The organism is Streptomyces inhibens (assembly GCF_003389455.1).
Taxonomy (GTDB): domain Bacteria; phylum Actinomycetota; class Actinomycetes; order Streptomycetales; family Streptomycetaceae; genus Streptomyces; species Streptomyces inhibens.
Window position 1 is genome coordinate 42,606 of the sequence record NZ_QUAC01000148.1, and the last position, 24,046, is coordinate 66,651.

The following is a 24,046-nucleotide window of genomic DNA, read 5'->3' on the forward strand; positions in this document are numbered from 1 at the left end:
CTATCGGGAATGGCGAGGGCCCCACTCCGGGCGGTGGACGGTCCGGTGCGGGGCCTTCGGGGAGCGGCCTGAGGGCGGCTCGTCAGCTCACATCATGTCTTCGATCTCGGCGGCGATGGGGTCGGCGTCGGTGCCGATGACGACCTGGATCGCGGTGCCCATCTTCACGACGCCGTGGGCGCCGGCGGCCTTGAGGGCGGCCTCGTCGACGAGGGAGGAGTCGACGACCTCGGTGCGGAGGCGGGTGATGCAGCCCTCGACCTCTTCGATGTTGTCGAGTCCGCCGAGCCCGGCGACGATCTTCTCAGCCTTGCTGGCCATGTCCACTCCTGCTTGTCTCGGCCGCCGGCGGTTATGCCGTGCGGTTTTCACACCGTAACGCACGTTCAGCCCAACTATGTGGGCGTTTGTCCGCTGTCTGACGAAGGATGGCGATCACCGGAATGCGCACCGGACGGCCGCAACGGCGGCCGGCGCGCACCCACAAGTGGTCTACACCACCAGTATGCGGCAAGCACCGGGCCGGTTGTCGACGGGCCGACTGCCGGGAGGACGTGGATGAGCTCGAACGCAGCGGCGGCGGCACCGGGGAAGAGCTGGGCATCGAGTCTCTTCCAGGGCCTGCAGAAGATGGGGCGCAGTCTGCAGTTGCCGATTGCCGTCCTGCCCGCTGCGGGCATTCTCATCGGTCTTGGCCAGCCGGATGTGTTCGGCGCGAAGGGGCTGGGTTGGACCGACGTCGCAAAGGTGTTCGCGGCCGCGGGTGGTGCGCTGCTGGATTCGGGGCTCGGTCTGCCGCTGCTGTTCTGTATCGGTGTGGCGATCGGGATGGCCAAGAAGGCGGACGGTTCGACGGCGCTGGCCGCGGTGGCCGGCTTTCTCGTCTATTACTCGGTGCTGCACGCGTTCCCGTCGAGCTGCGTCCCGGGGCAGACGTACACACAGGCGGGCCTGTGGAGCGGGGTGTGCGTGGACAAGAGCCTCACGGTCACCCCGGCCGCCTTCCAGAATCCGGGTGTTTTCGGCGGCATCGTCATGGGATTTCTGTCCGCCTGGCTCTGGCAGCGCTTTCACCGGGTGAAGCTGGTGGACTGGCTGGGCTTTTTCAACGGCCGCCGGCTCGTGCCGATCATCATGGCCTTTGTCGGTGTGGCATTCGCGGTGGTGTGCCTGTTCGTCTGGCCCCCGATCGGTGCTGCGCTGACGAGTTTCAGTGAGTGGCTGTCGGCGCTGGGTGCGTGGGGTTCGGGGATTTTCGGCGTCGCCAACCGTGCGCTGCTGGTGATCGGCCTGCATCAGTTCCTGAACGTCTTTGTGTGGTTCCAGTTCGGCAGTTTCACCAAGCCGGACGGCACGGTCGTCCACGGTGATATCAACCGGTTCTTTGCGGGCGATCCGAATGCGGGGCAGTTCACCACCGGGTTCTTCCCGATCATGATGTTTGCGCTGCCGGCCGCGGCGCTGGCGATTGCGCACTGCGCCAAGCCTCATCGCCGTAAGGAGATCGCGGGCATGATGCTGTCGGTCGGTCTGACGTCGTTCGTGACGGGTGTGACCGAGCCGATCGAGTATTCGTTCATGTTCATCGCGCCGGTGCTGTACGCGATTCATGCCCTGCTGACGGGTGTGTCGATGGTGGTGAGCTGGGCGCTGGGGGTGCACGACAGCTTCACTTTCTCGGCGGGCCTGATCGACTACGTCATCAACTGGAGGCTGGCGACCAAGCCCTGGTTGATCATTCCCATCGGACTGTGTTTCGCAGCGGTGTACTACGCGCTCTTCCGTTTCGTGATCACGAAGTTCAATCTGCCGACTCCGGGCCGCGAGCCGGACGAGGTGGGCGATGCGATGGAGCGGGAGAACATCAAGTAGGTGAGCGGACCGCCCGCGGGAAACCCGCGCCGGTAGCAGCCGTTACGGCCCCCACCTGGCCTTCTGTGCCGCATCTGCCGGCCTCTGAGTCCTGGGACTCGGGGGCCGGTCGTCGTGTGGTCCACACCACTTGGAAGAATGGATTCCTTTATGCCCGGACTACATGCTAAGAATGGTCTAAACCACCAGTGGTGTAGACCAAGGTGTAGACCAGACAGCGGGCCGTCCCCCCTTCCCCGAGTGCCCGCCTCACCAGGAGGAATCCGATGAGTTCGGCCACCGCCACGAAGGCGGCCCCCGCGAAGAAGCGGGGCTCCGGCCTGTTCCAGGGCCTGCAGAAGATCGGCCGCAGCCTCCAGCTGCCGATCGCCGTACTGCCCGCCGCGGGCATCCTCAACCGCCTCGGCCAGCCGGACGTCTTCGGTGAGAAGGGCCTGGGCTGGATCGACGTCAGCAAGGTCTTCGCCGCGGCCGGTGGCGCCGTCTTCGACAATCTGCCGCTGCTGTTCTGCATAGGCGTCGCCATCGGCTTCGCGAAGAAGTCCGACGGCTCGACGGCGCTCGCCGCCCTGGTCGGTTTCCTGGTCTACAGCAATGTCCTCAAGGCGTTCCCGGTCACCGAAGGCCACATCGAGGCCGGCAAGTGGGTCGAACCGGTCGTCAACAATCCCGGTGTCCTCGGCGGCATCGTGATGGGTCTGCTGTCCGCGATCCTGTGGCAGCGCTACCACCGCAAGAAGCTGGTGGACTGGCTGGGCTTCTTCAACGGCCGCCGGCTCGTCCCGATCATCATGGCGTTCGTGGGCACCGCCGTCGGCGTGCTCTTCCTGCTGGTCTGGGAGCCCATCGGCAGCGGCATCTCCAGCTTCGGCGAGTGGATGACCGGCCTGGGGGCGGGCGGCGCGGGCCTCTTCGGCCTGATCAACCGCGCACTGCTGCCGATCGGTATGCACCAGTTCGTCAACACCGTCTCGTGGTTCCAGCTCGGTGACTTCACCGACGCCGCGGGCAAGGTCGCGCACGGCGACATCGGCCGCTTCTTCGCCGGCGACCCGTCCGCCGGACAGTTCATGTCCGGCTTCTTCCCGATCATGATGTTCGGTCTGCCGGCCGCCGCGCTGGCCATCGCGCACACCGCCCGCCCCGAGCGCCGCAAGGCCGTCCTGGGCATGATGATCTCGCTGGCGCTGACCTCCTTCGTCTGCGGTATCACCGAGCCGATCGAGTTCTCGTTCCTGTTCATCGCGCCGGTGCTGTACGCGATCCACGCGCTGCTGACCGCCGTCTCGATGGCCGTCACCTGGGCGCTCGGCGTGCACGACGGCTTCACCTTCTCCGCGGGCTTCATCGACTACGCGCTGAACTGGAACCTGGCCACCAAGCCCTGGATGATCATTCCGATCGGCCTGGTCTTCGCGGCGGTCTACTACCTGCTCTTCCGCTTCGCGATCACCAAGTTCAACCTCACCACCCCGGGCCGGGAGCCCGAGGAAGAGGTCGAGGACCTGACGAAGGCGTAGGCCGCAAGGCCGCAAGGCCGCACAGGCCCATGGCACACGAAGGGCCCCGGAACCGTACCCACGGTTCCGGGGCCCTTCGTCGTATGACCGGGGCCCTTCGTCGTACGAAGGGACGGCCGGCTCAGATTGGGGGCGGCCGCCTCAGATCTCGTACACCGCGCCCGCCTTGGCGACCTCGACCGGCCCGTCGTAGACCTTCTGCGCATCGCGGATGTTGATGTCCGGGTCGGTCCACGGCGGGATATGGGTCAGCACCAGCCGGCCCGCCCCGGCCCGCCGGGCGTGCTCGCCGGCCTCCCGGCCGTTGAGGTGCAGATCCGGGATGTCTTCCTTGCCGTAGGTGAAGGACGCCTCGCACAGGAAGAAGTCGGTGCCCGCGGCGAGGGTGTCCAGCGCGTCGCAGACGCCGGTGTCCCCGGAGTACGTCAGGGACCTGCCGTCGTGCTCGATACGGAAGCCGAACGCCTCCACCGGGTGGCTGACCCGCTCCGTACGGATCGTGAACGGCCCGATGGTGAACGTGCCCGGCGTCAGGGTGCGGAACTCGAAGACCTCGCTCATCGCGCCCTCGTGCGGCAGATCGGCGTGTGCCACGGTCAGCCGCTGCTCGGTGCCGGCCGGCCCGTAGACCGGCATCGGCGCGCAACGGCCGCCGTCCGGGCGGTAGTACCGCACGACGAAGTACCCGCACAGATCGATGCAGTGGTCTGCATGCAGATGCGACAGGAGTACGGCATCCAGGTCATAGAGGCCGGAGTGGCGCTGCAGCTCGCCCAGGGCGCCGTTGCCCATGTCGAGGAGCAGCCTGAAGCCGTCGGCCTCCAGGAGGTAGCTCGAGCAGGCCGATTCCATGGAAGGGAACGACCCCGAGCATCCGACGACAGTGAGCTTCATACGGGCGTGAACCTCCGTGGGCGGGGGCGGCGGCCGGCGGCCGGCGGGTCTTCCCGGCGGGGCCGTGCCGGGTTGTGCCGGGTCCTGGGCGGTCTGTGCGGTGCCCACGAGCGTAAGGCGCAAAAGGTCCTGTGGCGCCTCCAGCGGGGCGAGCTGTGGGCGGAATCACCAGTCCGGGCTGACGCCCCGTACGCCCGTACGTAGTGGCCGCTGCCGCATCCATTCTGCGGGGCCCGCGGCGCCGTGGCTGAATCGCCATGCGGTCTGAAGTTCTGCGGGGGCGCCCCAGCGTTACTGGGACACCCCCGGGCATAGTCGGCGCAGCCCGCCGGCAGGCGGTTATGCCCAGAGCTGGCCGTGCAGCGTGGCGATCGCCGCTTCCGTCGTCTCGGCGGTGTAGACGCCGGTGGAGAGGTACTTCCAGCCACCGTCGGCGACGACGAAGACGATGTCGGCGCTCTGTCCGGCGCGCACCGCCTTCTTGCCGACGCCGATCGCGGCATGCAGCGCCGCGCCCGTGGAGATGCCCGCGAAGATGCCTTCCTCGGCGAGGAGTTCGCGGGTGCGGCGGACCGCGTCCTCGGAGCCGACCGAGAAGCGGGTGGTGAGCACGGACTCGTCGTAGAGCTCGGGGATGAAGCCCTCGTCGAGGTTGCGCAGGCCGTAGACGACATCGTCGTAGCGCGGTTCGGCGGCGACGATCTGGACGCCGGGGACCCGCTCGCGCAGAAAGCGGCCGACGCCCATCAGCGTGCCCGTGGTGCCCAGACCGGCCACGAAGTGGGTGACGGAGGGGAGGTCGGCGAGGATCTCGGGGCCGGTGGTGGCGTAGTGCGCACCGGCGTTGTCGGGGTTGCCGTACTGGTAGAGCATCACCCAGTCGGGGTGCTCGGCGGCGAGCTCCTTGGCGACCCGGACGGCCGTGTTGGAGCCGCCGGCCGCGGGCGAGGAGATGATCTCGGCGCCCCACATGGCGAGCAGCTCCCGCCGTTCGGACGAGGTGTTCTCCGGCATGACGCACACCATGCGGTAGCCCTTGAGCTTGGCCGCCATGGCGAGCGAGATGCCGGTGTTGCCGCTGGTCGGCTCAAGGATCGTGCAGCCGGGGGTGAGCCGGCCGTCCTTCTCGGCCTGTTCGACCATGTGCAGCGCGGGCCGGTCCTTGACCGAGCCCGTGGGATTGCGGTCCTCCAGCTTCGCCCAGATGCGGACGTCCTCGGAGGGCGAGAGGCGCGGGAGGCGGACGAGAGGGGTGTTCCCGACCGCCGCCAGCGGGGAGTCGTACCGCACTGTCAGACCATTCCGCCGGCGACGGCCGGGAGGATCGTCACGCTGTCGCCGTCGGCCAGCTTGGTGGAGATGCCTTCGAGGAAGCGCACGTCCTCGTCGTTGAGGTAGACGTTCACGAAGCGGCGCAGCTGCTCGCCGTCGACAAGGCGCTCACGGATGCCGGTGTGCCGGCTGTCCAGGTCGGTGAAGAGGTCGGCGAGGGTCTCTCCGCTGCCCTCGACGGCCTTCTGGCCGTCGGTGTAGGTGCGCAGGATGGTGGGGATTCGGACCTCGATGGCCATGGGGAGTGCTCCTGTCGGAGTGAGTGCGGTGGCGGGGCTGGTGCGTCCCGGGTGCACGGCGGTACGGCGTGCCGGGGGGCGTCGGGTGACGCGGAAGGTGCGGGGCGGGGACCGGCGCGCGCCGCGCCCGGTGCGGGCCCGGGTCAGGCGGCGGCGCAGCGCGGACAGATGGCGCTGGAAAGGCGGCACAGATCCACGTGCAGCCGTGCGGCTCCGCAGCCGAACGCGCCCAGCAGGGCAGATGCGGAGCGACGCGTGGCGAGCGGAGCGAGCAGCATCATGCCCGGCCTCTTCTCGCTCACGTCGTGGTCAACCATGCGGTCATCGTATCGATTCCCGGTCCGGGTATTGGAACCTCGTCCCATGATGCGGACGATCGGTGTACGCCAGGTGGGACGCGATCAGGAGTACGCCGCCACGACCTCGACATCTTCCTCCGTGACCTCGCCGTTGACGATACGGAACGAGCGGAACTGGAAGGGTCCGGCGTCGTCGGTGTCGGCGGTGGAGACCAGGACATAGTGGGCATCGGGCTCGTTCGCGTACGAGATGTCGGTACGCGAGGGGTAGGCCTCGGTGGCGGTGTGCGAGTGGTAGATGATCACCGGCTCCTCGTCCCGGTCGTCCATCTCGCGGTAGAGCTTGAGCAGGTCCGAGGAGTCGAATTCGTAGAACGTGGGTGAGCGGGCGGCGTTCAGCATCGGGATGAACCGCTCGGGACGGCCGCTGCCGGCCGGGCCCGCGACCACACCGCAGGCCTCGTCGGGGTGGTCCTGGCGGGAGTGCTCGACGATCTGGTCGTAGAGGGCCTTGGTAAGGGTCAGCATGGCGCCAAGAATAAGCATGCGGGCCCGCGCGTACCGAGGGATGGTACGCACGGGCCCGCATGCTGGACAGCTGAACGGAATCAGCCCGTCCGGCCGGGGTGGTGGCCCACCCCGGCCGCGGCCTCAGTTCTTCGCGTCCTTGGCGGGGACCTCCTGCGGGGCAGCGTCGGCCGCCAGGCCGTTCGCCGCTTCCCGCCGCTTGATGCAGAGGTAGCCCACGCCCAGGATGAGCGCCCACACGGGGGCGGCGTAGAGCGAGATCCGGGCGTCCGGGTCGACGCCCATCATCACGATCACCATGGCGATGAAGGCCAGAGCGAAGATCGAGGTGTAGGGGCTGCCGGGAGCCTTGAACTCGGACTGCGGCAGCTCGCCGCGGTTCGCCTTGGCGCGGTAGCGCAGCTGGGAGGCGAGAATGACGATCCAGGCCCACATACCGGAGATGGTGGCGAAGGAGACGACGTAGTTGAAGGCGTCGCCCGGCCACTGGTAGTTGATCCAGACGCCGAACAGCATCATGCCGACCGACACTCCGGTGCCCCAGGTGGGCAGGCCGTTCTTGCTGAGCTTGGTGAAGAGCTTCGGGCCCTGGCCGTTGAGCGCGAGGTCGCGCAGCATCCGGCCGGTGGAGTACATGCCGGAGTTGGCGGAGGAGAGCGCAGCGGTCAGCACGACGAAGTTGACGATGCCGGCGCCGGCCGGCAGGCCGATCTGCTGGAAGGCGGCGACGAACGGGCTGACGCCCGGCTTGAAGACCGTCCAGCTGACGACGGACAGGATGATGATCAGCGCGCCGATGTAGAAGAGGCCGATCCGCCACGGCACGGTGTTGATGGCCTGGGGCAGGACCTTCTTCGGGTTGTTCGCCTCGCCCGCGGTGACGCCGACGAGTTCGACGGCGAGGAAGGCGAACATCACGATCTGCAGCGTCATCAGCGTGCCGCCGATGCCCTTGGGGAAGAAGCCGCCGTGGGACCACAGGTTGGTGAAGGAGGCGGTGTCACCGGCGTTGGAGAAGCCGAGGGTGATCACGCCGAGGCCGATCAGGATCATGCCGATGATCGCGGTGACCTTGACCATCGAGAACCAGAATTCCAGCTCACCGAAGATCTTTACGGAGATCAGGTTGATACCGAAGAGCGCACACGTGAAGACGAGTGCCGAGACCCATTGCGGTATGCCCTGGTTCCAGTACTGCACATAGGTGGCCGCTGCAGTCACTTCCGTGATGCCGGTGACGACCCAGAAAAGCCAGTACGTCCAGCCGGTCACGAAGCCGATGAACGGGCCGAGGAATTCACGGCCGTACTCGGAGAAGGAGCCGGATACGGGCCGGTACATGAGCAGTTCGCCCAGGGCCCGCATGATGAAGAAGATGACCAGACCGACGATGGCGTAGGCCAGGATGATGCTCGGCCCGGCCATGGAGATCGCCTTGCCCGCTCCGAGGAACAGGCCAGTACCGATGGCGCCACCAATGGCGATCATCTGGATCTGGCGGTTTCCCAGACCCCGCTGGTAGCCCTCTTCAGGAGCGGGCCCAGCGGCCTCGTTGCCGTCGTGTTGCTTGTCGACCTGCACAGAGGTCATGAGTGGTGCGCCTTTCTCCATACCGACCCGGTCTGTCCGGGTCGGGTCCCGACCCCCCGGATGGAGTTCCTGCACGCCGACGGTCGGCCGGCTAAGCGCTCCCGCAGCGACAGGGGTGGTGTCACTCACGGCAGGTCGTGAACATTTATCACGGCCGTTCAAAGATCGACTAGTACGGCCGTGAGGGGGACCACGGGGAAAATAGGACAAAGGCCAAAAGCGGCAGCACAACACACAGGCGTGGTGACGCGATCGTTATGCGGATTTGAGCATCCGCTGAGCGAACAGTACGCAAACAATCGGGACGGTACGCCCCGATATCAGCCCATCAGTGACTCGACGAGGGTCTCCTGCAGTCCGCCGAGCCAGAGGTAGGCCATCACCATCGGCTTGCGCGGATCGCTGTCCGGCAGGCGCAGCAGCTCGCCGCCGTCCTCCTCGTCGGTGACCTCCAGACGGGTCCCGATGGCCAGCCTGAGGTCGTTGAGGGCCCCCAGCCACCGCCGGCACTCGTCGGGCTTCAGCCGCAGCTGGGCGTTGCCGCCTTCGGGCGAGAGCGTGTCGAGCGCGCGGATCAGCGCGAGGGCGTCCTCGCGCTTGCGGGAGCGCAGATCGTTCTCGGTGTAGCGGCGGAACTCGGCGGAGGCGGCGCGTACGTCGTCGTCGGGGACGAGGTCGGGGCCGCCGTAGGCGTCGGGGAAGAGCCGGGCCAGGACCGGGTCGGCGGGCGGCTCACTGGGGCCGTCGTTGAAGATCGAGGCGAGCAGGTCGTCGCTCTCGCTGTCGCCCGCCTCCTCGCCCGGACCGAGCAGCTCGATCAGCTGGACGGCGAGGCTGCGCAGGATGGAGATCTCGATCTCGTCGAGCGGTACGGCGGCGCCGCCGTCGGGCAGCGGCTCGAAGTGACCGGTCATCGGCGGTCCTGCTGAAGGGTCGCCCACAGGCCGTAGCCGTGCATGGCCTGTACGTCGCGTTCCATCTCCTCGCGACTGCCGCTGGAGACGACCGCGCGGCCCTTGTGATGGACGTCGAGCATCAGCTGGTGCGCCTTGTCCTTGGAGTAACCGAAGTACGTCTGGAAGACATAGGAGACGTAGCTCATGAGGTTGACGGGGTCGTTGTGGACGATCGTGACCCACGGGACGTCGGGTTCGGGTACCTCGAAGGGAGCCTCGCTCGACTCTGGACGCTCGATCTCGACCGGGACACTGAGCGTGCAGTGATGCGGCCGAGGCGTGATCGTGGGTGACGGGTGGGCGCTCACAGGCCCCATGCTGCCACCCGGGGGCGGGCGGCGCACAAATGCCCCTCCTACGGTCGCGTCGGCGAGCCGCGCGCCCCCGCTCCGGAGCGCCTCCGGCAGCACCCACCCACTATCGTCAAAGTGACGAGTAATGGGGGTAGCATCTCCCTCATGAACACAGCAGACCTGGGGCTGCCGGTGGCCGTGCCGTCGACTGCGCTCTTCACCGACCAGTACGAACTCACCATGCTGCAGGCCGCGTTGCGGTCCGGCACCGCGGACCGGCGCTCGGTCTTCGAGGTCTTCGCCCGCCGGCTGCCCGAGGGCCGCCGCTACGGCGTGGTGGCCGGCACCGGCCGGGTGCTGGACGCGGTGGAGAACTTCCGTTTCGACGAGACGATCCTCGGCTTCCTGCGCGAGCGCGGCATCCTCGACGAGCCCACGCTGAAGTGGCTGGCCGACTTCCGCTTCCGCGGCGACATCTGGGGCTACCCGGAGGGCGAGGTCTACTTCCCCGGCTCCCCGATCATGCGCGTCGAGGGCACCTTCGCCGAGGCGGTGCTCCTGGAGACGGTGATCCTCTCGATCCTCAACCACGACTCCGCGGTGGCCGCGGCCGCCTCCCGGATGGCGGTGGCGGCCGGCGACCGCCCGCTGATGGAGATGGGCGCCCGCCGCACCCACGAGCTGTCGGCGGTGGCCGCGGCCCGTGCCGCGTACGTCGGCGGCTTCCACACCACCTCGGATCTGGCGGCCGGCTTCCGCTACAACATCCCCACCGTCGGCACCAGTGCGCACGCCTTCACCCTGCTGCACGACACCGAGCGGGACGCCTTCACCGCGCAGGTCGACACCCTCGGCAGCGGCACGACGCTGCTCGTGGACACCTTCGACGTCACCGAGGCGGTCCGTACCGCCGTGGAGGTGGCCGGGCCCGGCCTCGGCGCCGTCCGGATCGACTCCGGCGACCTGCTGCTGATCGCCCACCGGGTGCGCCAGCAGCTGGACGAGCTGGGCGCCGAGAAGACCAAGATCGTGGTGACCAGCGATCTGGACGAGTACGCCATCGCCTCGCTGGCCGCCGCGCCGGTGGACGCGTACGGCGTCGGCACCCAGCTGGTGACCGGCAGCGGCCACCCGACCTGCTCGATGGTCTACAAGCTGGTCGCCCGGGCCGAGAGCGACGCGCCCGGCGCCCCGCTGCGGCCGGTCGCGAAGAAGTCGATGGGCGCCAAGACCTCGATCGGCGGCCGCAAGTGGGCCGCCCGCCGGCTCGACGGGGACGGCATCGCCGAGGCCGAGGTCGTCGGCACCGGGCCGGTCCCCGCGGAGCTGGCCGACCGGCAGCTCCAGGTGCCGCTGGTGAGCGCCGGCGACGTGGTGGCCCGCGAACCGCTGGACGCCGCCCGCGACCGGCATATCGCCGCCCGCGCCCAGCTGCCGCTGTCGGCGACGCAGCTCTCGCGCGGTGAGGCCGTGCTGCCGACCGAGTACGTCTGAGCCCGGTACGGATTCAGGGGAGGGCGGGGCGTACGGGCCGTCGCCTGCGGCCGGCGCGTACACCTCCGCCCCACTCCCGCAATCCCCCTCCAGTGGCTACCCTCGGTCACACCACCACTTCGCGCCCCTCCCCCTCCGATTCCCAGCCGGAAGGCACGCACCATGCACCGGGCATTGATCGTCGTTGATGTGCAGAACGACTTCTGCGAGGGCGGCAGCCTCGCGGTGGCGGGAGGTGCGGATGTCGCGGCGGCCATCACCGATCTGATCGGGCAGACGGCCGGCGGCTGCTACCGGTATGTCGTGGCCACCCGGGACCACCACATCGACCCGGGCGATCACTTCTCCGACCACCCGGACTACGAGCACTCCTGGCCGGTGCACTGCGTGGCCGGCACGGAAGGCAGCGGCTTCCACCCCAATTTCGCCCCGGCCATCGCCTCCGGCGCGATCGACGCGGTCTTCGACAAGGGCGCCCACACCGCCGCGTACAGCGGATTCGAGGGCAGGGACGAGAACGGCACACCGCTCGCGGACTGGCTGCACCAGCACGGCGTCACCGAGGTCGATGTGGTCGGTATCGCCACCGACCACTGTGTACGCGCCACCGCCCTGGACGCGATCGGCGCCGGGCTGCGCACCCATGTCCTGCTGGATCTGACGGCCGGGGTCGCCGCCCGCACCACCGAGCAGGCGCTCGACGAGCTGCGGGCGGCGGGCGCCGAGCTGACCGGTAAGCCGGTGCTCGTCGGCGGGTGAGCCGCGTTACGCGGCCGGCGCGGCGCGCCCGTGGCCTTCGGCCAGCGTGTCCTCGAACTCCCCCAGCTCCGCCGGGGCGACCCCCAGACGGGCCGGAGGTGCCGGAGCGACGGCCTGCGGCCGCAGCAGGGCCCGTATCGGATGCCAGGACTCCGTGTCGTCGTCCGGGGTCTCGCGCCAGACCAGGCCGTCCGGGTGATGCAGTACGGCCGTGATCTCGTCGGGTGTGGGCGGCACGGTGTTGCCGCGCAGGTAGACCCGCCGCAGCCCGAGGTTGCGCAGCCTGGTCAGGGCGCGCTGGCGGTTCACGGCATGGACCAGGACCCGGACCCGGCAGCCGCAGTCGTACGGGCCGGACAGCGGGCCATGGCTCGGTCTGGGCAGCGCGAGGGCGACCACCACGCTTCCGTCAGGAAGCCTGATGAAGCCACCACCGGACATCGTCATATCTCCCCCGTGAGACTCGGCGTCAACAAGGAACTGTAGGACGCATCAAACGCGAATCGGCCGCCGCCCGCTAGGGGGCGACGGCCGATTGCCTTCTGACCTGCGATTTTACCTTTTACTTACCGGCGGGGCCGACCTGAACCGTCACCGAGGAGCCGTCCCTGGCCTCCTTGGTGATCTTGATCCGGGTGTTGGTGTCAGGAACGATCACACCACCGGTGGGGTTCGCCTTGTCGTAGTAGACGCCGTTGCGGTCGTCGAAGAGCGTCACGCCCTTCTTCGACGTGATCGTGACCGGCTTGCCGTCCCTGTGCAGGGTGAGGGCGTCGGTCGCGTAGCGCGTGAAGGTCGAGTCGTAGGACTGGAAGCGGTTGCGCATCAGCTTGCCGTCCGCCCACCGCTCGGCCTTGGGGTGCGCGTCGACCGGCAGGATCTGCCCGTGGCCGGGGTGCTGGCCGACGTTGTTGTCCGGCTGCGAGGTGTCCCACAGCCAGATCAGCACACCGTTCTGGTAGGGGAAGTGCTCCACCCAGCTCGGCTTGTCGGTGGTCCAGCCGAAGTTGTACGGGCCGACCTTGAGGGTCTTGTCGTACGACACGTACTGGCGGTTCTCGGCGATGTAGTACTGCGGGTAGTCCTTGGTGAAGGACCCGCCGATGCGCGAGAAGCCCTTGCTGGTCCAGCCGTTGTCGTCGCCCTCGGCGTCGTCGCTGAACAGCGGCTTGCCGTCGGCGACCACGCTGACGGTGTCGGCCGCGAAACCCTTCTGGGCCGCGCCGCCGTCGGTCTGGTACCGGAAGCGGAGGTCGATCTTCTTGCCCGCGTAGGCGTCCAGCGGGTAGGCGAGGTCCTGGTAGGCGGCGACGGTGCCGGTCAGTGCGGGCTTGTCGCTGCCGTCCCGCGAAATGGCCTTGCCGTTCGCGGTGCCGTCCAGGGCCGTCCAGTTGCTGCCGCCGTCGGTGGAGACCTCGGCGTAGAGGTAGTCGTAGTCCTTCTCGATGTCCCACCAGCCCTTGAGCGTCAGCGACGCCTTGGCCTTACCGGTGAGGTCCACCGGCCGGGACAGGGTGTTCTTCAGATCGTTGCCCATGTCGCTCCACCACTGCTTGGAGCCTTCCGCGGGCTGGACGATGTCGGTCTTGACCGCCTTGGCGGGCAGTTCGACGACCACCGCCTGCTTGTCCTTGGTGTTGTACTCCGCGACGCCCAGCTTGTGGGTCGACTTGCCGGCGGCCTTGGCCTTGCCGTAGTTGAGCCAGCCCAGCTGCAGCTTGTCCCAGGCGCTCATGTCGCCGGGCAGATCGCCGATGGAGTCCTTGCCCCTGCCGAGCCAGGAGCCGCCCGACATCAGCGACCAGAAGTCCACCGAGGATTCGCCGGTACCGGTGGTGTCGTACTCGTCCGGCAGGCCCAGGTCGTGGCCGTACTCGTGGGCGAAGACGCCGAGGCCGCCGTTCTCCGGCTGCATGGTGTAGTCGCCGACCCAGATGCCGGTGTCGCCGATCTGGGTGCCGCCGGCCTTGTTCTCACCCGGTCCGGTCTTGCCGGCGTCGGTGCCGTACGCGTACCAGCGGTGCGCCCAGATGGCGTTGGTCTTCTGGACACCGCCGCCCGCGGACTCGTCCTCGCCGGCGTGCACGATCTGGAAGTGGTCGATGTAGCCGTCAGGCTCGTTGAAGTTGCCGTCGCCGTCGTGGTCGTAGCGGTCCCACTGGTCGTACTTGGCGAGATCGGCCTTGATCTGCGCGTCGGTACGGCCGGCCGCCTTCTGGTCCTTGGCCCACTGGTTGACGCCGTCGCGGATCAGGTCCCAGGCGTTGGCGCAGTTGGTCTGGCCGCAGTAGTTGGAACCGTACCGGGCCTCGTTCGAGTCGACCTTGACCCAGTCGGAGACCTCGCCGTCGACGGAGTAGCGGCCCGAGGACTGCTTCTCGTAGTACTTGGCCAGCGACTGCTTCTTCTTGTCGTGCGAGAAGTAGAGGTCCTGGAAGTGCTTCTGGTTGTAGTCCTTCTGCCAGGCCGTGCTGTTGTCCTTGGCACGGTCCGGCTCGGCTATCTGGTTGTGCGCCGGGCCGGCCTCGCCGCCGTACTTCTTCACCGGCGGCTTGGGGCCGTCGCCGTCCGGGTCGAACATCGTGGTGTCGTCGACCTTGTCGCCGAAGTCCACGAGGACGGTGAAGATCTTGTCGGTCTTCTGCCGGGCCAGCTCGACGTACTTGCTCCTGCCGAGCTTGACGACCTTCGAACCACCCCGTTCGGTCGCCTTGGCGTCGCCGGACATGACCTGCTGGAGGGCTTCCTTGCGCTCGGCCGCCTGCCGTTCGCTGAACGGGCCCGCCAGGTCGTGGTCCACGGACCGCTCGGGGGCCGGGTCTTGGCGCTTGGCGACGGGCGACGGTCCCTGTGCGTCGGCCGTCGCCACCCCCGAAGACAAAGCGGCCGCCCCGATCGCGGCGATTGCCGTGGCCAGGGCGGCCGATCTGAACACCCTTCTGTTGTCTCTCACTTGGCGCTGTCCTCCCCTTTGAGCGGTCCCACTGGTCGAAGGGCATTCGACCGGAAATACAGGGGAAAAGACAGATCTTGACTTGCGCACGTCAGCGAAGTACGTTTCTCGATCCGCTGGTTTCGGCTATCGGACACCGGACGGCCATGCCGTACCGGTACTCCCCCTGGGCGGGCAGGACCCGGGCGTATATGCCTGCGGGGCATGCGCCCCCGCCCTCAACAGCCATGACGGCAACGCGCGTTCGACCGAGCGACTGTTCGTGCGCCCCCTGTGCACCGCTCCGTGGGTTAGGTCACGCTTACTTGGCGTTCCGCTCGGGCAGTAAGGACCGTAGGCTCGTTTGATGGCGCCTCTTTGACCGACACCCCCTGCCGACCCTCCGAGGACGGATTTCGCCATGCCTCGTCCGACTGCCACCCAGCTCGCCTACGGCTCGGCCACCGTCTTCTTCTCCACCCTCGCGATGCTGCTGCTCTCACAGACGCAGACCGGGATCGGGGTCGCGGTCATCGCCATCGCCGGGCTGGGGCTCGGTCTGCTCGTCGCCATGACGGCACCGATGCCGGGGGTGTCACGCGTGGTCCGCCGGCATGTCGTACGCGCCAAGTCGTCCGCCGCGCCCGCCCCGTTGAGGCCCGTACCGGCGCCGTCCGACCGCATGCCGCGGGCCCGGCTCACCGAGCCGGCCGCCGTCGAGGCACGGGTCGGCGAGCACTCTCACTGACGCGCAACTCTCACCAACGAGCACGCGCGCCGACGAGCGCGCGCACCACCGCGCACCCGGACGGGCGCGCGCACGGGGACACCCCGACGGGCACGCGCAGGGGGAACACCCGCGCTACGCAGGCTCCGTGGAGACCACCACGGTCTTGGCCGCCTTGTCGTGCAGACACTGCTGATACGGCTTGTCCCAGGTACACCACAGGACGTTGACCAGCCAGAAGATGAAGCCGCAGCACGGCACGATCTCCGGCAGCGTATAGACCGCGGCCCGGATCCAGCCCGCCTGGGCGGTCGGGATCGAGCCGTTCGCGAGCATCGCCACCCGGATCTTCATCGCCATCTTGCCGACGGTCTGGCCGCGACTGGTCAGCATCAGCCCTTCGTAGATGAGATACACCAGCATCGTGACGCCCGATACCGTCGACTGCTTGCCGGCCTCCACGTTGCTGGTGCTGAAGTAGTCCACCCCGCCGACGATCACCGTCATGATCAAGGACACCGGCACACCGATGAGAATCGCGTCGATGATGCGCGCGACCAGCCGGCGGCCCCGGTTCGCCAGCGGCGGCATTCCGGCCAGCGGATCGGCCGGCCCGTACTGCCCCCCGTAGGGATCGCCGGCATACGGCGGGGCTCCTCCATAGGGCGGCGTGCCCCCGGGAGGCGGCGGGCCTTCTGGGGGTGGCGTACCGCCCGGAGGGGGCGGTGGCGTACCGCCCGGGGGTGGTGTGCCGCCCGGAGGTGGTGTGCCGCCCGGGGGTGGCGTACCGCCCGGGGGTGGTGTGCCGCCCGGGGGTGGCGTACCGCCCTCACCCCCGCCCGTGCCGCCGCCCTGCGGTGAGTCGTCACGAGGGGAGCCGTTGCTACGAGGAGAGCTGTTGCGAGGAGCGCCGCCCGCCGGGGGCTCCTGCGGCTTCTTCAGGAACGGATCGTTCTCCGGCGGCTCACCGGGGCCGGGCCGGGGCTGGTCGGTACTCATGGCCCGAGTCGACCCCTTGTCACGGCCGGGCGCATCCGGCGAAGTCCGTTCGGGGGACCGATGGCGCCCGGCGGATCGGCCGAACGAGATATCGCTGGTAGGCGGCCGGGCGGTTAGGTCTTGTCCGCGGCGACGAACGTCCGCGCCAGCTTGTCGTGCCAGCACTGGCGCCACGGCTGGTCGAAGAGGCACCAGACGACGTTGAGCACACCGACGGCGAGGATGCCGAGGACGCTGTAGAGGAACCAGCGCTTGAGCGCGGCGGCCAGCAGCGGGGTGTCATGGCCCTCGATGTCGAGCACCCGCACGCCGCACAGCTTCTTGCCCAGGGTGCGGCCCCACTTGAAGGTCGGCAGCGCCTCGTAGAGCGCGCCCCCGATCAGCAGGACGGCCAGGATCGTGGCAAAGACCGGTGCGGTGGTGCCGTCGATCAGATAGACCGTCACCTGGCGGCCGGACTGCTTGGCCGCCTCGACCTTCGCGTCGATGTGGTCCGTGACCGTGCCCCACATGGGGACGGCCACCGCGGCGGTGGCCGCGCCCAGCACCAGGGTGTCGATCAGCCGGGCCGCGAGCCTGCGGCCGAGCCCGGCCGGGTGGCTCTGTGCGGCCTGCGCGGCCGCGAAGAAGGGGTCGGCGGCGGCCGGCGGCTTCCAGGGGATGACGCCCTCGGCGCCCGCGCCCTGCGGTCCGGGCGCGGCAGCGCCCTGCGACGGGAAGCCGGCCGAGGGTGCGGGCGACTGCTGACCGGGGTGCTGCTGCACCGGGTTCTGCGGTGCGGAGTTCTGTGGCGCCGGGTTCTGCGGCGTCTGGTGTTGCGGCGCCTGGTGCTGCGGCGCTTGATGCTGTGGCGTCTGCTGCGGTGGCGCCTGGTGCTGCGGTGCCGGGCGGCTCTGCTGGGCGCCGACGGACGGGAGCGACTGCGGGGTGCCGGTGCCGGACCCGGCGGACGGCGTCCCGGCGCCGCCCGCGACGCGGATCGCCATCGTCTCGTTGGCCTTGGCGGGCTTGGCGGGCTTGTTGGCGTCCGGCCGTACCGCACGGATCGCGGTGGTGCCCTGGTCGCCGGAGTTTCCGCCACGGGGCGCGGCCGGGTTGACCGCGCGGATGGCGACCGTCCCGTCGGCCGGGACGCCGGGCTTGCCCGGGGCGGGCGAGGCGGACGAGGACGTGCCGGGCAGATCGCCGGACGCGGACCCGTCGCCCTGCTCGTCGCGCTGCGGCGGCACCGAGCCCCACGAGGCGGCGCCCGACGGCGCCCCCGAGGGTGCCTGGTCGGGCGAACCCCAGGAGATCCGGCGGTCCGTCTCACCGCCGAAGCCGGCCTGCCGGGAGGCGTCGGCCTGCCAGGCGGAGGCCGCCTCCGGGCTGGTGCCGTGCAGCCGGGACGGGTCGTCCCAACTGGCGGCGGGCCGGGTCTCGATCTCGCCGCTCCGGCGTACCGCCGGCAACGCGGCGTCGCCGGCCGCCTCCTCGTCGAAGAAGACCGGCCCGGTCTCCTCGACGGCGGGCGCGGACGGTGGGGCCGCGCCGGGCGGCGGTGCGGGCATCGCCTCACCCTCGGCCGGGGCCGGCCGACTGGTGCCCGGCACCCATGCGGCACCGTTCCAGTACCGGATGTAGCCGGGGATGGACGGGTCCGGGTAGAAGCCTGGCGTGGGGCTGCCGCCGGCGGATCCTGAGGTAGGGGCGCTCATGTCCGAAGTCCCGTATCTGTACTCGGCCTGGTGGGTGTTGGGGTGCAGTCTGCCGCAACGCAGCGTCCACATCTATCAGACCCCGGGTCGCATCGGTGCCCATGCCCGCCCACGACCACCTGGAAGAGGCCCGGGAAAAAAGTTGTACGAAGTCGCGTAAGGGTCCGGCACCGGGCGCCTCTCTACTCTGTGCGGGCCCGTTTCCGGGTGTCCGCAGGGAACGAAGAGAGGCGGACGTCATGCGCACCGTGGTGGAACGAGAGCTCGAACTGGGCCTGGTCCTGTCGCCGGAGAGAAGCATTCCGGTGCCGGCCCGGCTGGCGTACCGGTCGGATGACCCGTACGCCGTCCATGTCACCTTTCATATCGGTTCGGACTCCCCGGTCAACTGGACCTTCGCCCGCGAACTGCTCGTCGAGGGCGTGTTCCGGCCGTGCGGCGACGGCGATGTGCGGGTGTGGCCGATGAAGGTGGACGGCCGCAGCCTGGTCTGCATGGCGCTGAACTCGCCGGACGGCGAGGCGCTGCTGCAGGCGCCGGCCGCGGCGGTGTCGGCGTGGCTGGAGCGCACCTTGCGGCTGGTCCCGCCGGGGTCCGAGCAGCGGCATCTGGGCCTCGACAAAGGGCTGGGCGAACTGTTCGCCATGGCGTCGCGGGAAGACCTGTGGCCCGGTGACGGCCGTCCTTCGGACGAGTCGCCGGAGCCCGGGGCGTAAGGGGTGCCCGGGGAGCCCGCCGGGGGTGCGGCCTTAGGCCTTGGACGGGGAGGCCGGCGCAGCCATGTGCCGCGCCGGCCAGACTTGTGGAATGTTCAACCAAGCCGTGGTGTTGGAGCCGGCATGACCGAGAACCGCCGCACACGTACGGGGCACGAGACCGAGCTTCCGGAGTACGACACCGCTGTCACGACGTACGACTCCGGCTCCGCGGCGTATGACGCCGGCTACTACGAGCACGGCGCCGCCGCCGACCGCTGGGCGCGGGCCCAGCTCTTCTTCGAGGCGAAGGACTTCAACGCCGCGGCACGGATCCTGCGCGGCCTGGTCGACGACGACCCGCAGCCGGTCGCGCCGCGGCTGCTGCTCGCCCGCGCCTACTACCACTCCGCCCAACTGCGGCGCGCGGAGGCCGAGTTGCGGGCCGTACTGGACCGCGACCCGGTGGAGTCGTACGCCCATCTGATGCTCGGCCGCACCCTGGAGCGCCAGGGCCGCGCCGCCGAGGCCGCCGGGCAGCTGCGGATCGCCGCGGCGCTGGGTGCGGACGGCGTCTGAGCGCGAGCGGCCTTGGCGCACGGACCTGACGACCGGTCCGAATGCCGGGCGGTCAGCCGCGGTAGGCCTCCAGCAGCCGCAGCCAGACCTCGCTGATCGTCGGAAAGGCGGGCACCGCGTGCCACAGCCGCTCGATGGGGACCTCGCCGGCCACCGCGACCGTCGCGGAGTGCAGCAGTTCGCCGACTCCGGGGCCGACGAAGGTCGCGCCGAGCAGCACCTCACGGTCCAGATCGACGACCATCCGGGCGCGGCCGCGGTAGCCGTCCGCGTACAAGGACGCCCCGGCCACCGCCGCCAGGTCCTGGTCGACCACCCGGATCCGGTGCCCGGTCCGCTCGGCCGCGGCGGCGGTCAGGCCCACCGAGGCGGCTTCGGGGTCGCTGAAGACGACCTGCGGGACGGCGAGGGTGTCCGCGGTGGCGGTGTGTGCGCCCCAGCGGTCGGACTCCAGGATCGGGACGCCCCGGGCGCGCGCGGCGATCGCGGCGCCGGCGATCCTGGCCTGGTATTTGCCCTGGTGGGTCAGGAGCGCGCGGTGGTTGACGTCGCCGACGCCGTAGAGCCAGCCGCCGGTCACCCCCTTCACCCGGCAGCTGTCGTCGACGTCCAGCCAGGAGCCGGGCGTAAGGCCGACCGTCTCCAGGCCGAGGTCCTCGGTACGCGGGGCCCGGCCGGTGGCGATCAGGAGTTCATCGGCGATGATCTCGTCGCTGGGGGTACCTCCCGGGCCGCCAGGCCCAGGGGGAGAGTCCAGGACGACGGTCACCGGGCCGCCCGGGGCCTCCCGGCGTACCTCGCGCACCTCGACGCCGGTGCGCAGGAAGACGCCCGCCTCGGCGAGCGATTCGGCGACGAGGTGGCCGGCGAACGGCTCCATCCGGGGCAGCAGTCCGTCGCCGCGTACCAGCAGTGTCACGGAGGCGCCCAGCGCCCGCCAGGCGGTGGCCATCTCGACGCCGACCACGCCGCCGCCGACCACCACGAGGCGGCCCGGCACCTTCTTCGCGCTGGTCGCATCGCGGCTGGTCCAGGGCCTGGCCTGGGCAAGTCCCGGGATGTTGGGAAGTACGGCGCGGCTGCCGGTGCACACCGCGACCGCGTGCCGCGCGCTGAGCACCCGGCCGCCGTCGACGACCACCCGCCGGGGCCCGGCCAGCCGGGCCTGCCCGCGCACCAGGTCGATGCCGACCGAGTCCAGCCAGCGGACCTGCCCGTCGTCCTTCCAGTAGGCCGCGAACGCGTCACGGTGGGCGAGCACGGCGGAGGAGTCCAGCGCGACGTCCGCCGCGTCACTGAGACCGGGCACCCGGCGCGCCTCGGAGCGGGCGGTGACCGGGCGTAGCAGGGCCTTGCTGGGGATGCACGCCCAGTAGGAGCATTCGCCGCCGACCAGCTCGCTCTCCACGATCACCGCGCTCAGCCCGGCGGCATGCGCCCGGTCGGCGAGGTTCTCACCGGTCGGACCCGCCCCCAGCACGATGACGTCATAGGCATCATCGGCGGCTTTGGTCGCTTCGGTCGCTGCCATCGGCTCTCGCTCCCTGCGCGGTCAGGAGTGGCCCGGTGGGCCCCGGTGGTCCTTCTGGCCATCCTCTGCCCACTGCGGCGTCAGCGCATCCGGCGTTCGACCGCTTCCTTGGCCTCGGCGAGGCCGGAGCCGGTCAGCTCGCGGTGCACCTTGATCGCCTGGATCTTCTTGCCCTGCGCCAGCAGCTCGTCGATCTCGGCCATCCTGGCGTCCTGCGGCTCCTCGATGCCGGCGTGCGCCAGCAGCAGGTCCACCTTCCGCTCCAGCCGCTGCAGCCGGCGGTCCAGGGTCTTGGAGCGGCGGTCGGTGGACGAGGCCACCATGGCGAGGGCGATCACGAGCAGGGCTATTCCGGGGAGCAAGGAGTCCATGCGGAAACCTTACGAGGCGGTGGGTGCGGCTCGTGGGGCTGGGGCCATGGACACGACAGGGAGGTGCGCCCCCTGTGGTCCTCAGAACAACTTTCCGGGGTTGAGAATGCCCAGGGGGTCGAAGACTTGCTTGATGCCGCGCTGCAACTCCAGGCCCACCGGGCCCAGTTCGCGCGCCAGCCACTCCTTTTTCAGTACGCCGACGCCGTGTTCGCCGGTGATCGTGCCGCCCAGGTGGAGGCCGAGCGCCATGATGTCGTCGAAGGATTCGCGGGCCCGGCGGGACTCGTCGGGGTCGGCGGCGTCGAAGCAGACCGTGGGGTGGGTGTTGCCGTCGCCGGCGTGTGCGCAGACGCCGATGGTCAGGCCGTACTTCTCGGCGATGGCGGCGGTGCCGTCGAGCATCTCGGCGAGCCGGGAGCGCGGTACACAGACGTCGTCGATCATGGTGGCGGATTTGACCCGTTCCAGTGCGGTCAGGGTCAACCGGCGGGCCTGCAACAGCAGGTCGGACTCGGCGGCGGTCTCGGCGGGCACGACCTGGGTGGCGCCGGCGGCGGTGCACAGCTCGCCGACGGCGGCGAGGTCGGCGGCCGGCTCGGGGGTGTCGAAGGCGGCCAGCAGCAGCGCCTCCGTGGTGTCCGGGAGTCCCATCTGCGCCATGTCGTTGACGGCGCGGACGCTCGTACGGTCCATCAGTTCCAGCAGTGAGGGGGCGTGGCCGCGGGCCATGATCTCGCAGACGGCCTCGCAGGCGGCCGCGGTGGAGGGGAACTCGGCGGCCAGCGCGAGCTGCTCGGGCGGCTCCGGCTTGAGGGCGAGGACGGCGCGTACGACGATGCCCAGGCTCCCCTCGGAGCCGACGAACAGCCGGGTGAGGTCGTAGCCGGCAACGCCCTTGGCGGTGCGCCGGCCGGTCGTCAGCAGCCGTCCGTCGGCGAGGACGATGTCCAGGCCGAGGACGTACTCGGCGGTGACGCCGTATTTGACGCAGCACAGGCCGCCGGAGGCGGTGCCGATGTTGCCGCCGATGGAGCACTGTTCCCAACTGGAGGGGTCGGGCGGGTAGTAGAGGCCGTGTGCGTTGACGGCGCGGGAGAGGACGGCGTTGATCACGCCCGGTTCGACGACCGCGATCCGGTCGACGGGGTTGATCTCGATGATCCGGTCCATCTTGACGAGCGAGAGCACGATGCAGCCGTCGGAGGCGTTGGCGGCCCCGGACAGGCCGGTGCGCGCGCCCTGGGGGACGACCGGCACGCGGAGTTCGGTGGCGGTCCGCATGATGTGCTGGACCTGTTCGACGGTGCGCGGCAGGACGACCACGGCGGGCGTGCCGGCCTCGCAGAAGCTCGCCATGTCATTGGCGTAGGAGCCGGTGACGTCGGGGTCGGTGAGGATCGCTTCGCCCGGGAGTCCGGCGCGCAGACGTGCGATGAGGTCCATGCCTCCAGCCTCGCATCCGTGGGCCGCACACGGAAGATCGTGTACGGCCCACGGGTCCAGTCTGCGCGTAGCGCTGTCTTCTGGGGGTGGAGGTCGGGTGACGGGCGGGCGGGCGGCCTTCAGAGGTTGCCGCGGCGCTCCTGCTCGCGCTCGATGGCTTCGAAGAGGGCCTTGAAGTTGCCCTTGCCGAAGCCCAGGGAGCCGTGCCGCTCGATCATCTCGAAGAAGACGGTCGGGCGGTCCTGGACCGGCTTGGTGAAGATCTGCAGGAGGTAGCCGTCCTCGTCCCGGTCGGCGAGGATCTTCAGCTCACGCAGCTCGTCGAGGGGTACGCGGGTGTCGCCCACCCACTCGCCGAGGGTGTCGTAGTACGAATCGGGCACATCGAGGAAGTCGACGCCCGCGGCGCGCATCTGCCGCACCGTTGCGACGATGTCGTTGGTGGCGAGGGCGATGTGCTGTACGCCCGGGCCGCCGTAGAACTCCAGGTACTCGTCGATCTGCGACTTCTTCTTGGCGATCGCCGGCTCATTGATCGGGAATTTGACCTTCTTGGTGCCGTCGGCGACGACCTTCGACATCAGGGCGGAGTATTCGGTGGCGATGTCGTCGCCGACGAACTCCTTCATGTTGGTGAAGCCCATGACCTTGTTGTAGAAGGCCACCCACTCGTTCATCCTGCCGAGTTCGACGTTGCCGACGCAGTGGTCGATGGCCTGGAAGAACCTCTTCTTCGGCGGCTCGACGACAGGCGTCGCGGGGACGAAGCCGGGCAGGTAGGGGCCGTCGTAGCCGGTGCGCTCGACGAGGGTGTGCCGGGTCTGTCCGTAGGTGGCGATGGCCGCCAGGACGACGGTGCCGTGCTCGTCCTTGAGGTCGTAGGGCTCCTCCAGGCCGGTGGCGCCGTGGGCGACGGCGTACTCGTAGGCGGCGCGGGCGTCGGGGACCTCGATGGCGAGGTCGACGACGCCGTCGCCGTGGGCGGCGACATGCTCGGCGAGGAAGTGGCCCCAGGCGGTGGTGGGCTTGATGACGGAGGTGAACACGAACCGGGCGCCGCCGGATTCGAGCACATAACTCGCGGTCTCGCGGCTGCCGCTCTCCGGCCCGGAGTAGGCGACGCGCCGCATGCCGAAGGCGGTCGAGTAGTAGTGCGCGGCCTGCTTGGCGTTCCCGACGGCGAAGACGACCGCGTCCATCCCCTTGACCGGGAAGGGGTCCGCCTGCCGGGCCGAGCTGGGGGTGGTGGGCTGGGTGTGCATCGTGGTGTCTGCCATGGTCGCAGAGTCCCTC

Annotated in this window: 23 protein-coding genes and 1 pseudogene; 7 read left to right on the forward strand and 17 right to left on the reverse strand. The window is 69.5% G+C overall.

Annotated elements, in window-relative coordinates; all coding sequences use genetic code 11:
• Positions 1-87: 87 nt before the first annotated feature.
• The gene (locus DY245_RS19205; protein ID WP_018091307.1) at positions 88-321 is read right to left on the reverse strand and encodes a PTS sugar transporter subunit IIB; all 234 of its coding nucleotides are present in this window, start codon (positions 319-321) and stop codon (positions 88-90) included.
• 237 nt (positions 322-558) lie between these two features.
• On the opposite strand from DY245_RS19205, the gene DY245_RS19210 reads away from it, so the two are divergent.
• Together DY245_RS19210 and DY245_RS19215 are read left to right on the forward strand one after the other, a co-directional pair.
• Positions 559-1,872, forward strand: a complete 1,314-nt coding sequence (locus DY245_RS19210) for a PTS transporter subunit EIIC (RefSeq protein ID WP_128508477.1) — start codon at positions 559-561, stop codon at positions 1,870-1,872.
• Positions 1,873-2,138: 266 nt separating this feature from the next.
• On the forward strand, positions 2,139-3,392 hold the full coding sequence (locus DY245_RS19215; protein WP_128508478.1) for a PTS transporter subunit EIIC: 1,254 nt from the start codon (positions 2,139-2,141) through the stop codon (positions 3,390-3,392).
• A 141-nt stretch (positions 3,393-3,533) separates the two neighbouring features.
• Here the strand turns inward: DY245_RS19215 and DY245_RS19220 are convergent, their stop codons facing one another.
• From DY245_RS19220 to clpS, 8 genes are all read right to left on the reverse strand, one after another.
• Positions 3,534-4,286 carry an MBL fold metallo-hydrolase gene (locus DY245_RS19220; RefSeq protein WP_128508479.1) on the reverse strand — a complete coding sequence of 251 codons (753 nt, stop codon included), beginning with the start codon at positions 4,284-4,286 and terminating at the stop codon, positions 3,534-3,536.
• A 339-nt stretch (positions 4,287-4,625) separates the two neighbouring features.
• On the reverse strand, positions 4,626-5,576 hold the full coding sequence (locus tag DY245_RS19225; protein ID WP_128508480.1) for a PLP-dependent cysteine synthase family protein: 951 nt from the start codon (positions 5,574-5,576) through the stop codon (positions 4,626-4,628).
• Positions 5,577-5,578: 2 nt separating this feature from the next.
• Entirely contained in the window at positions 5,579-5,857 is a 279-nt protein-coding gene (locus DY245_RS19230) for a MoaD/ThiS family protein (protein ID WP_128508481.1), read from the reverse strand.
• Positions 5,858-6,000: 143 nt separating this feature from the next.
• Entirely contained in the window at positions 6,001-6,174 is a 174-nt protein-coding gene (locus DY245_RS19235) for a putative leader peptide (protein ID WP_342354199.1), read from the reverse strand.
• Between the two features lie 84 nt (positions 6,175-6,258).
• The gene (locus DY245_RS19240) at positions 6,259-6,684 is read right to left on the reverse strand and encodes a M67 family metallopeptidase (RefSeq protein WP_128508483.1); all 426 of its coding nucleotides are present in this window, start codon (positions 6,682-6,684) and stop codon (positions 6,259-6,261) included.
• Positions 6,685-6,807: 123 nt separating this feature from the next.
• On the reverse strand, positions 6,808-8,274 hold the full coding sequence (locus tag DY245_RS19245) for an amino acid permease (RefSeq protein ID WP_128508484.1): 1,467 nt from the start codon (positions 8,272-8,274) through the stop codon (positions 6,808-6,810).
• Positions 8,275-8,594: 320 nt separating this feature from the next.
• Positions 8,595-9,188 carry a DUF2017 domain-containing protein gene (locus DY245_RS19250; RefSeq protein WP_128508485.1) on the reverse strand — a complete coding sequence of 198 codons (594 nt, stop codon included), beginning with the start codon at positions 9,186-9,188 and terminating at the stop codon, positions 8,595-8,597.
• Positions 9,185-9,538: an ATP-dependent Clp protease adapter ClpS gene (gene clpS, locus DY245_RS19255; protein ID WP_128508486.1), complete on the reverse strand. Its 354-nt coding sequence runs from the start codon at positions 9,536-9,538 to the stop codon at positions 9,185-9,187. Before clpS ends, DY245_RS19250 begins: the two co-directional genes overlap by 4 nt.
• A 150-nt stretch (positions 9,539-9,688) precedes the next feature.
• On the opposite strand from clpS, the gene DY245_RS19260 reads away from it, so the two are divergent.
• Entirely contained in the window at positions 9,689-11,017 is a 1,329-nt protein-coding gene (locus DY245_RS19260; protein WP_128508487.1) for a nicotinate phosphoribosyltransferase, read from the forward strand.
• A gap of 162 nt (positions 11,018-11,179) precedes the next feature.
• A complete protein-coding gene (locus DY245_RS19265; RefSeq protein WP_128508488.1) occupies positions 11,180-11,776 on the forward strand; it encodes an isochorismatase family protein in 597 nt (198 codons plus the stop codon).
• Positions 11,777-11,782: 6 nt separating this feature from the next.
• Here DY245_RS19265 and DY245_RS19270 read toward each other — a convergent pair whose 3' ends face one another.
• Both DY245_RS19270 and DY245_RS19275 read right to left on the reverse strand, forming a co-directional pair.
• Entirely contained in the window at positions 11,783-12,217 is a 435-nt protein-coding gene (locus DY245_RS19270; RefSeq protein ID WP_244943124.1) for a hypothetical protein, read from the reverse strand.
• A gap of 121 nt (positions 12,218-12,338) precedes the next feature.
• On the reverse strand, positions 12,339-14,729 hold the full coding sequence (locus DY245_RS19275; protein ID WP_128508489.1) for an immune inhibitor A domain-containing protein: 2,391 nt from the start codon (positions 14,727-14,729) through the stop codon (positions 12,339-12,341).
• A gap of 400 nt (positions 14,730-15,129) precedes the next feature.
• On the opposite strand from DY245_RS19275, the gene DY245_RS19280 reads away from it, so the two are divergent.
• A complete protein-coding gene (locus tag DY245_RS19280) occupies positions 15,130-15,456 on the forward strand; it encodes a hypothetical protein (protein ID WP_128508490.1) in 327 nt (108 codons plus the stop codon).
• Between the two features lie 114 nt (positions 15,457-15,570).
• Here the strand turns inward: DY245_RS19280 and DY245_RS19285 are convergent, their stop codons facing one another.
• Together DY245_RS19285 and DY245_RS19290 are read right to left on the reverse strand one after the other, a co-directional pair.
• Entirely contained in the window at positions 15,571-16,434 is an 864-nt protein-coding gene (locus tag DY245_RS19285) for an RDD family protein (RefSeq protein WP_181923758.1), read from the reverse strand.
• A gap of 113 nt (positions 16,435-16,547) precedes the next feature.
• Complete coding sequence (locus DY245_RS19290; RefSeq protein WP_128508491.1) at positions 16,548-18,131, reverse strand: RDD family protein; 1,584 nt, start codon at positions 18,129-18,131, stop codon at positions 16,548-16,550.
• 239 nt (positions 18,132-18,370) lie between these two features.
• On the opposite strand from DY245_RS19290, the gene DY245_RS19295 reads away from it, so the two are divergent.
• Together DY245_RS19295 and DY245_RS19300 are read left to right on the forward strand one after the other, a co-directional pair.
• Entirely contained in the window at positions 18,371-18,847 is a 477-nt protein-coding gene (locus DY245_RS19295; protein WP_128508492.1) for an SsgA family sporulation/cell division regulator, read from the forward strand.
• Between the two features lie 219 nt (positions 18,848-19,066).
• Positions 19,067-19,405, forward strand: a pseudogene (locus DY245_RS19300) (tetratricopeptide repeat protein); the annotation flags it as partial.
• 52 nt (positions 19,406-19,457) lie between these two features.
• Here the strand turns inward: DY245_RS19300 and DY245_RS19305 are convergent.
• From DY245_RS19305 to hppD, 4 genes are all read right to left on the reverse strand, one after another.
• Positions 19,458-20,936, reverse strand: a complete 1,479-nt coding sequence (locus DY245_RS19305; protein WP_128508494.1) for a dihydrolipoyl dehydrogenase family protein — start codon at positions 20,934-20,936, stop codon at positions 19,458-19,460.
• An 80-nt stretch (positions 20,937-21,016) separates the two neighbouring features.
• Complete coding sequence (locus DY245_RS19310; RefSeq protein WP_128508495.1) at positions 21,017-21,307, reverse strand: ribosomal protein L7/L12; 291 nt, start codon at positions 21,305-21,307, stop codon at positions 21,017-21,019.
• 81 nt (positions 21,308-21,388) lie between these two features.
• A complete protein-coding gene (locus DY245_RS19315) occupies positions 21,389-22,753 on the reverse strand; it encodes an FAD-binding oxidoreductase (protein WP_128508496.1) in 1,365 nt (454 codons plus the stop codon).
• Between the two features lie 119 nt (positions 22,754-22,872).
• Positions 22,873-24,030, reverse strand: a complete 1,158-nt coding sequence (hppD, locus tag DY245_RS19320) for a 4-hydroxyphenylpyruvate dioxygenase (RefSeq protein WP_181923759.1) — start codon at positions 24,028-24,030, stop codon at positions 22,873-22,875.
• Positions 24,031-24,046: the final 16 nt, after the last annotated feature.

What these genes read in the sequence shown, in the direction of transcription:
- DY245_RS19285 (WP_181923758.1), bottom strand. Translation starts at nt 16,434, where the DNA reads ATGAGTACCGACCAGCCCCGGCCCGGCCCCGGTGAGCCGCCGGAGAAC.
- DY245_RS19295 (WP_128508492.1), top strand. Translation starts at nt 18,371, where the DNA reads ATGCGCACCGTGGTGGAACGAGAGCTCGAACTGGGCCTGGTCCTGTCG.
- DY245_RS19240 (WP_128508483.1), bottom strand. Translation starts at nt 6,684, where the DNA reads ATGCTGACCCTTACCAAGGCCCTCTACGACCAGATCGTCGAGCACTCC.
- DY245_RS19250 (WP_128508485.1), bottom strand. Translation starts at nt 9,188, where the DNA reads ATGACCGGTCACTTCGAGCCGCTGCCCGACGGCGGCGCCGCCGTACCG.
- DY245_RS19315 (WP_128508496.1), bottom strand. Translation starts at nt 22,753, where the DNA reads ATGGACCTCATCGCACGTCTGCGCGCCGGACTCCCGGGCGAAGCGATC.
- DY245_RS19305 (WP_128508494.1), bottom strand. Translation starts at nt 20,936, where the DNA reads ATGGCAGCGACCGAAGCGACCAAAGCCGCCGATGATGCCTATGACGTC.
- DY245_RS19270 (WP_244943124.1), bottom strand. Translation starts at nt 12,217, where the DNA reads ATGTCCGGTGGTGGCTTCATCAGGCTTCCTGACGGAAGCGTGGTGGTC.
- DY245_RS19220 (WP_128508479.1), bottom strand. Translation starts at nt 4,286, where the DNA reads ATGAAGCTCACTGTCGTCGGATGCTCGGGGTCGTTCCCTTCCATGGAA.
- DY245_RS19260 (WP_128508487.1), top strand. Translation starts at nt 9,689, where the DNA reads ATGAACACAGCAGACCTGGGGCTGCCGGTGGCCGTGCCGTCGACTGCG.
- DY245_RS19210 (WP_128508477.1), top strand. Translation starts at nt 559, where the DNA reads ATGAGCTCGAACGCAGCGGCGGCGGCACCGGGGAAGAGCTGGGCATCG.
- DY245_RS19205 (WP_018091307.1), bottom strand. Translation starts at nt 321, where the DNA reads ATGGCCAGCAAGGCTGAGAAGATCGTCGCCGGGCTCGGCGGACTCGAC.
- DY245_RS19230 (WP_128508481.1), bottom strand. Translation starts at nt 5,857, where the DNA reads ATGGCCATCGAGGTCCGAATCCCCACCATCCTGCGCACCTACACCGAC.
- hppD (WP_181923759.1), bottom strand. Translation starts at nt 24,030, where the DNA reads ATGGCAGACACCACGATGCACACCCAGCCCACCACCCCCAGCTCGGCC.
- DY245_RS19265 (WP_128508488.1), top strand. Translation starts at nt 11,180, where the DNA reads ATGCACCGGGCATTGATCGTCGTTGATGTGCAGAACGACTTCTGCGAG.
- DY245_RS19310 (WP_128508495.1), bottom strand. Translation starts at nt 21,307, where the DNA reads ATGGACTCCTTGCTCCCCGGAATAGCCCTGCTCGTGATCGCCCTCGCC.
- DY245_RS19280 (WP_128508490.1), top strand. Translation starts at nt 15,130, where the DNA reads ATGCCTCGTCCGACTGCCACCCAGCTCGCCTACGGCTCGGCCACCGTC.
- DY245_RS19290 (WP_128508491.1), bottom strand. Translation starts at nt 18,131, where the DNA reads ATGAGCGCCCCTACCTCAGGATCCGCCGGCGGCAGCCCCACGCCAGGC.
- DY245_RS19215 (WP_128508478.1), top strand. Translation starts at nt 2,139, where the DNA reads ATGAGTTCGGCCACCGCCACGAAGGCGGCCCCCGCGAAGAAGCGGGGC.
- DY245_RS19245 (WP_128508484.1), bottom strand. Translation starts at nt 8,274, where the DNA reads ATGACCTCTGTGCAGGTCGACAAGCAACACGACGGCAACGAGGCCGCT.
- DY245_RS19235 (WP_342354199.1), bottom strand. Translation starts at nt 6,174, where the DNA reads ATGGTTGACCACGACGTGAGCGAGAAGAGGCCGGGCATGATGCTGCTC.